Genomic DNA, 6,969 nt, shown 5'->3' on the forward strand with positions numbered 1-6,969 from the left:
CTCCCGTCCCTCCCGCCGATCCCGCAGCACCCGTGCCGGATTCCCCGCGGCCACCGACCACGCCGGAACGTCGCGCGTGACCACCGCTCCCGCGCCGATCACGCAGTGGTCGCCGATGGTCACGCCGTCCACGACGACCACGTGCGAGCCGATCCAGACGTCGTCGCCGACCTGGATGCCCCGGCTGGTGAGCGGCTGCCGGAAGACAGGCCGGTCGGGGGCCATGGAGTGGTTGAACCCCAGCAGGGAGGTGTGGGCGCCGACGCGGACGCCGTCACCGAGCACGACGTTCCCGCGCACCGTGGTGAACGGGTTGAGCGTGCAGTGCGAGCCGGTGGTCAGCTCGCCGGTGACGTAGGCCTGCGCGGCGATGTACGAGTCGTCGCCGAGCCGCAGCCGGTCCGGGAACACCGCGGCGGACCCGGCGACGTAGCACCGCTCACCGATCACGGTGTCGCCGCCGACCGCCCGCTGCACCTCCCGCTGCGCGGCGCGCTGTTCCTCGGTCGCCCCGTCGGCGAAGAGCCAGGGACAGTGGTCGAGGTGCCGTGAGGACGGCTGCCGCGGGTGATCCATGGGAGCACGCTAAGCAGCCCCGGGGCCGCCGGGGAAGGGGGGCCGCAGGCGACGCGGTGCGCCCCGAAATGGTAGAAGCGGTCATGAGCAACTCGTACTTCTCTTGCTTCTCCTCCCGCTTCTCCTCCTGTCCGGCGGGTGTCCGATGACCGAGGGCGTCGACATCCCCGACGGCCGGGGCCGCACCGGACTCGACCGCACCGGCCTGGACCTGACCGGCAACCCGCGCGTCAGGGTCCGGGACGTGAAACTCTTGTCCAGTCACTGGTACGTCGAGCGGGCCACGACCTTCGATCTCCGGCGCGCCGACGGGACCTGGAGCACCCAGCAGCGCGAGACCCACGACCGCGGCAACGGCGCCACCATGCTGCTGTACGACACGGAACGTGAAACCGTCCTGCTCACCCGCCAGTTCCGCTTCCCGGCGTATGTCAACGGCCACCCCGACGGAATGCTGATCGAGACCCCGGGCGGCCTCCTGGACGACGATGACGAGCACCCCGAGATCGCCGTACGGCGTGAGGTCGTCGAGGAGACGGGGCACACCATCGGCGAGGTCCACCACGTCTTCGACGTGTACATGAGCCCCGGCTCGGTCACCGAGCGCGTCAGCTTCTACGCGGCCGAGTACGCCCCGTCGACCCGTACCCACGAGGGGGGCGGTCTCGACGAGGAGGGCGAGGACATCGAGATCCTCGAACTGCCCGTCCGCAGGGCCCTGGAGATGATCCGCACCGGGGAGATCGCCGACGCCAAGACCATCATGCTGCTCCAATGGGCGGTTCTGGAGGGCCCGTTCGCCAAGTGACCGCGCCAAGTGGGCGCGGAAGTCCTTGACTTCGCGTGCGCTCCAGCGTGAAGACTCCCGTGTGACCCGTTTCCGGGGCACACACGGGAGGACACACCACCATGCGCTACCGCACCATCGGCACCGACCCGGCGACCCGCCGCGAGGTCAGCGTCCTCGCACTCGGCGCGATGCTGTTCGGCTCACGGACCGACGAGAAGACCTCCTTCGCCGTCCTCGACCGCTATGTCGAGGCCGGCGGCAACTTCATCGACACGTCCGACAACTACGCCTTCTGGGAGGACGGCGGCCAGGGCGGCCAGAGCGAGGAACTGCTCGGCCGGTGGCGGCGCAGCCGGGGCATCGGCGACGAGATCGTCATCGCCACCAAGCTCGGCGCCCGCCCCCTGGCCCCCGGCACGAGCTACGTCGACAACGGGGAGGGCCTGTCGGCCCCGGTGATCCGCGAGGCAGCGGAACGCAGCCGGGAACGTCTCGGCGTGTCCAGGCTGGACCTGCTCTACGCACACATAGAGGACCACAGGGTCCCGCTCCAGGAGACGGTGGAGGGTTTCGCCGCACTGGTCGCCGAGGGCACGGTGGGCCTGCTCGGCGTGAGCAACCACGCGGTGTGGCGGGTGGAGCGGGCCCGCGCCCTGGCGGCAGCGGCCGGCCTGCCCGGCTACGAGGTCCTCCAGTACGCCCACAGCCATCTGCGCCCCCGCACCGACGTCCCGGATCCCCTCTTCCCCGACGGCAGCCTCGGCCACGCGGGCGCCGAGCTGGTGAGCTACCTGCGCGCGGAACCCGCTCTGACCCTGGTCGCGTACTCGCCCCTCCTGAAGGGCGCCTACACCCACCCGGACCGTATCCCCGCGGACTTCGACCACCCCGGCACACCGTCCCGTCTCCAGGCCCTGACCGAGGTGGCGAAGGAAACGGGCGCCACCGTCAACCAGGTGGTCCTCGCCTGGCAGATCGGCTCGGACCTGCCGATCGTCCCGCTGGCGGGGGTCTCCTCCCTGGCACAGCTGGAGGAGAACCTGGAGGCGGTGGACATGGAGCTCACGGGGGAGCAGCGGACGCGGCTGGACGCGGCGCACTGAGCCCGCTTCGGCTTCAAGCCGCGCGGTGTCAGGAGCTTGCCCCCGCTTCGCCCCGTCCCGCCTCGCCGAAGCGGTCGAGCAGCGCGTCCAGCCCGGCCGCCAGCCCCTCAGGCCCACCCTGCCCGGCCAGTGCGGGGGCGAACTCACGGAGCGTCGGCAGTTCCTGGGCCGGCATGCGGTGCAGTCCCAGGCGGAACGAGGGGTCCGACTCCTCGGGACTGTCGACCATCGGCCGCAGCTCGACGGTCGCATAACCGAGGAGCCAGGCCGTGTAGGCCCGGAAGGCCGCGGCGGCGCGCTCGTCGTCGAGCCCGCCCTCCCTGAGCAGCGCGAGCACTCTCTCGTGGTCGCGCAGCACGGCGAGCGGCCGTCGGGCCAGCGGCACCGCGAGCATGCGGGTGGCGAGCAGTGGGACGACCTGGGGGTGAGCGAGGCAGACGTCGTACATGGCCCGGGCGACGCGATGGAGTCCGGCACGCCAGTCACCGCCACCCTGCTCGGTCGCCGGCTGCTCGTCCAGCTGCAGGTACAGCGCCTCGACCAGGCCGTCCAGGAGATCGTCCTTGCCGGCCGCGTACCGGTACAGGGCCATCGCCTCCACGCCGAGCTCGGCGCCCAGCCTGCGCATGCTGAGCGCCGACAGGCCCTCCCGGTCCACCAGCTCCAGAGCGCCGGCGAGCACGCGCTCCCTGCTCAGCCGGCCGTAGCGGCCGCGGTCGGCGGCCCTGCGAGCCGGACGGGACCCGTCGGTCATCGCTTCTCCTCAATCTCAACAAAGAGGGCATAAGTGGCGAAGTTGACAATACTGCACCATAAGCGGAGGGTGTACGTATACGTCATAAACGTATGGCGTAGAGGTGATGGGACGAGTGCACCTGGAGACCCTGATGACCAACTCCGGACAACTGGCCCAGACGGGCGTGTCGTGGCCGCTCTACCTCGCCGTCGGACTGGTGACGGCCGGCGTGGGTGTGGTGATGAGGCTGTTCGGCAGAGGCCGAGAGCAGTAGATGACCACCATCTGTGCGATAGTCCCCGCGCACAACGAGGAGCAAGGGCTGGGGGACACGCTGGAGTCCTTGCTCAGTCAGACCCGGCCGTTCGACGAGATCATCGTGGTCGACGACAGCTCCACCGACGGGACCCGTGAGGTGGCCCTGTCCTACGGGGTGACCGTCTTCACGGCCGAGACGAATCAGGGGAGCAAGGCGCGGGCGCAGAACTACGCGCTGCGGTACGTGTGGACCGATCTCGTTCTCCCGGTCGACGCCGACACCATCCTCGCCGAGGACTATGTCGCCCTGATCCTGGAGCCTTTCGACAATCCCAGGGTGGCGATCGCCGCCGGGTGCGTCCTGACACGGTTCGACGACACCGTGACCGAACGCGGACGGTCCATCGAGTACCTCTTCGGATTCCATTTCCAGCGACCCATTCAGAATGCCGCGAACAGCCCGGTCGTGTGTTCCGGCTGCTGCTCGGTGTTCCGTACAGAGGAGCTGCGCACTTTCGGGGGATTTCCCGAGCGCACCGTGGTCGAGGACATGGACTACACCTGGTCCAAACAGGCGCAGGGCCGCAAGGCGGTCTATGTGGGGGCCGCGCTGGCCAAAGCGGCCGACCCGGCGACCATGACGTATCTGCGCAAGCAGGTGTGGCGCTGGATGTCGGGCTTCTTCCAGAACGTGAGAATCCACGGGGCCAGCCTGATGCGGCACAAGCCGGTGCTTCTGCTGTGGATTCTCATCGCGGTGTGGGACATCGTCACCGCGCCCCTCTGGTACGCGATGCCCTTCCTGATGATCTTCGTGTTCCACTACGGAGTCCTGGTGAGCATGCTGTGGTGGCTCGGCGCGGAGGTGGTCCTGCTGTTCCCGCCGCTGCTCTACGGCGCCCACCGAAGAAAGATCCCCTATCGACAGGTGATCCGTAACTTCCCCTATGTCTACGTGAACAAGGTGGTCAACACCTATTACGCCTGGAAGGCCATGCTCGTGGAACTGATCCTGGTTCCGCTGAGGCTGTCGGACGGGCTGGTCACGTACGAGAAGGGAAGGCCCTGAGGCAGAGGCGGCCGTCATGAGTGCCCCCATCGAGGACTACGCCCTTCTCAGCGACCTCGAGACAGCGGCCATGGTCGGCAGGGACGGCTGTGTCGACTGGCTCTGCCTCCCCCGCTTCGACTCCCCCGCCTGTCTGGCCGCGTTGCTCGGCACCCGGGACAACGGGGTCTGGCGGGTGGCGCCGGTCGGGGTGCGCGGGTGTTGTGCGCGGCGGGACTACCGGCCGGGCACGCTGGTGCTGGACTCGTGGTGGCGGACTGCGGACGGGGTCGTGCGGGTCACCGACTTCATGCCACCACGGGCCCAACTACCCTGTCTCGTCAGGGTGGTGGAGGGCATCTCCGGTGCCGTGAAAGTGCGCAGTGAGCTGAGTCCGAGGTTCCATCAAGGGCGGGTACGGCCGTGGGTCCGGGGCACCGCGGACTGGGCCGTCGCGGTCGCCGGGCCCGATGCCGTCTGGCTCGGTGCCGAGAGCCAGGAGGGGCCCACCGACGGGGCGGACGTCACCGCTCTCGACGTCACGGTCAGGGCGGGCAGGCGGCTCACCCTGACCCTCGTGTGGGCACCCTCGCACCGGGCCGATCCCCCCGCGCTGCTGCACGTTCCGGCGGAGACCCTCCTCAAGGAGACCACCGACTTCTGGCACCGCTGGAGCGGCCGGTGCCGGTACCAGGGGCCGTGGCGGGAGGCCGTGCTTCGGTCCCTGATCACCCTCAAGGCGCTCACCTACGCCCCCACCGGCGCCTTCGTCGCCGCGCCCACCACCTCGCTGCCCGGCCGCATCGGCGGTGAACGCAACTGGGACCACCGTTACTGCTGGCTGCGCGACTCCGCCCTCGCCCTGTCCTGCCTGCTGCGCAGCGGATACCGCGACGAGGCGAGTGCGTGGCTGGACTGGCTGGTACGGGCGGTCGCGGGGGACCCGGCCGATCTGCAGACCGTGTACGGGGTGAAGGGGCAGCGCCTGCTGCCGGAGACCGAGGCGTCGTGGCTGCCCGGCTACGCCGGATCACGGCCGGTGCGCTTCGGGAACTCGGCGGTCGGGCAGTTCCAGCTCGACGTGTACGGCGAGGTCCTGGACACGCTCTGGCTGTCGCTGCGGGCGGGCATTCCCATGCCCGCCCATGTGTGGGACCTGGTCCAGGCGCTGATGGGCTTCCTGCAGCGGCACTGGCGCGAACCCGACCAGGGGCTGTGGCAGGTGCGCGGGCGGCGGCGGCAGTTCGTCCACTCGAAGGTGATGACCTGGGTGGCCGCCGATCGCGCCCTGCGGATGGGGGAACTGCTGGGGCGCAACGGGGCTTCCGGTGAGTGGCGGGCCATGCGCGACGAGGTGCACCGCCAGGTGTGCCGGGAGGGCTGGGACCCGCGACGGCGCACTTTCGTGCAGTCCTACGGCTCCTCGACCCTGGACGCCTCGGCCCTGCTGATGGCCCGGCTCGGTTTCCTGCCCGCCCACGACGAACGGATTCGCGCCACGGTGCGGGCCATGCGCGAACTGGAGCAGGGCGGCTTCGTGCGCCGGTACGCGCCGGGCGGTGCCGGGCCGCACGAGGTGGACGGCCTGCGCGGTGACGAGGCCACGTTCGTCGCCTGTTCCCTCTGGTACGCCGACGCCCTCGCCGCGACCGGACGTCCGGGACCGGCACGGGAGCTCTTCGAGCGGGTTCTCGCGGTACGCAACGACGTCGGTCTGCTGGCCGAGCAGTGGGACCCGGACACGGGACGACAGCTGGGCAACGCCCCGCAGGCCGCGAGCCATATCGCCCTGGTCGAGACGGCCTTCGCCCTGGCACCCGTGATCTGATCGTCCGGCCCTGGTCAGGGCTCGTGACGTCGTCCCCCGCGAGCCTCCGGGCGGCGTGCGGAGTCCGTGTAGCCGTCGGGGTTCAGTTGCCCGAAGTGCCAGGCGTCCCGGCACACGTCGGTGAGCGTGCGGGTGGCGCGCCAGCCCCAGTCGCGGGCCACCGCACTCGCGTCCGCGACGAGTTCGGGGACGTCGTCCGGGCGGCGGGACGTGAGGTCGTAGGGGAGCGGGCTCCCGCAGGCCCGGGCGAACACGGCGATCGTCTCCAGGACCGAACTGCCCCTGCCCGTGCCGAGGTTGTACACCCGCATACCCCGTGTGCCGGTGACGTGGTCGAGCGCGATGCGGTGTGCCTCGGCCGTGTCCATGACGTGGAGGTAGTCGCGGATCGCGGTGCCGTCCGGGGTGGGGTGATCGGCGCCGAAGACCCGCAGCCGGTCGAGCCGGCCCGCCGCCACCTGTGCCAGCCGCCGGACAAGGCTGTCGGGGGTGGCGCGCGGGTCCTCGCCGAGCAGGCCGCTGGGGTGGGCGCCGGCCGGAGTGGCGTGACGCAGGCACAGGACCGTGAAGTCGTCCCGGTAGCGGCAGACATCGGCGAGGACCTGCTCGCAAAGCCACTTGGACCTCGCG

Annotated in this window: 8 protein-coding genes; 5 read left to right on the forward strand and 3 right to left on the reverse strand. The window is 70.4% G+C overall.

Features of this window, described 5'->3' with window-relative positions; genetic code table 11:
• A partial coding sequence (locus EHS43_RS32790; RefSeq protein WP_148104140.1) for a DapH/DapD/GlmU-related protein occupies positions 1-576 on the reverse strand: 576 nt, incomplete at its 3' end.
• A 145-nt stretch (positions 577-721) separates the two neighbouring features.
• Between EHS43_RS32790 and EHS43_RS32795 the strand changes: the two genes are divergently transcribed.
• Positions 722-1,384 carry an NUDIX domain-containing protein gene (locus tag EHS43_RS32795; RefSeq protein WP_125194305.1) on the forward strand — a complete coding sequence of 221 codons (663 nt, stop codon included), beginning with the start codon at positions 722-724 and terminating at the stop codon, positions 1,382-1,384.
• A 101-nt stretch (positions 1,385-1,485) separates the two neighbouring features.
• Positions 1,486-2,469: an aldo/keto reductase gene (locus EHS43_RS32800; protein ID WP_125194306.1), complete on the forward strand. Its 984-nt coding sequence runs from the start codon at positions 1,486-1,488 to the stop codon at positions 2,467-2,469.
• Between the two features lie 28 nt (positions 2,470-2,497).
• Here the strand turns inward: EHS43_RS32800 and EHS43_RS32805 are convergent, their stop codons facing one another.
• On the reverse strand, positions 2,498-3,223 hold the full coding sequence (locus EHS43_RS32805) for a TetR/AcrR family transcriptional regulator (RefSeq protein WP_125194307.1): 726 nt from the start codon (positions 3,221-3,223) through the stop codon (positions 2,498-2,500).
• A 106-nt stretch (positions 3,224-3,329) separates the two neighbouring features.
• On the opposite strand from EHS43_RS32805, the gene EHS43_RS46755 reads away from it, so the two are divergent.
• Genes EHS43_RS46755 through EHS43_RS32815 form a run of 3 tightly spaced genes read left to right on the forward strand, consistent with a single transcriptional unit; the run spans position 3,330 to position 6,339 of the window.
• Positions 3,330-3,479, forward strand: a complete 150-nt coding sequence (locus EHS43_RS46755) for a hypothetical protein (RefSeq protein ID WP_185806516.1) — start codon at positions 3,330-3,332, stop codon at positions 3,477-3,479.
• Entirely contained in the window at positions 3,480-4,532 is a 1,053-nt protein-coding gene (locus EHS43_RS32810) for a glycosyltransferase family 2 protein (RefSeq protein WP_125194308.1), read from the forward strand. It begins immediately after the preceding gene.
• 16 nt (positions 4,533-4,548) lie between these two features.
• Entirely contained in the window at positions 4,549-6,339 is a 1,791-nt protein-coding gene (locus EHS43_RS32815; RefSeq protein WP_125194309.1) for a glycoside hydrolase family 15 protein, read from the forward strand.
• A 14-nt stretch (positions 6,340-6,353) separates the two neighbouring features.
• Here EHS43_RS32815 and EHS43_RS32820 read toward each other — a convergent pair.
• Positions 6,354-6,969, reverse strand: a 616-nt coding sequence (locus EHS43_RS32820) for an NAD-dependent epimerase/dehydratase family protein (protein ID WP_125194310.1), incomplete at its 5' end; no start/stop codon positions are given.

This window comes from Streptomyces sp. RP5T (genome assembly GCF_003933965.1).
GTDB lineage: Bacteria > Actinomycetota > Actinomycetes > Streptomycetales > Streptomycetaceae > Streptomyces.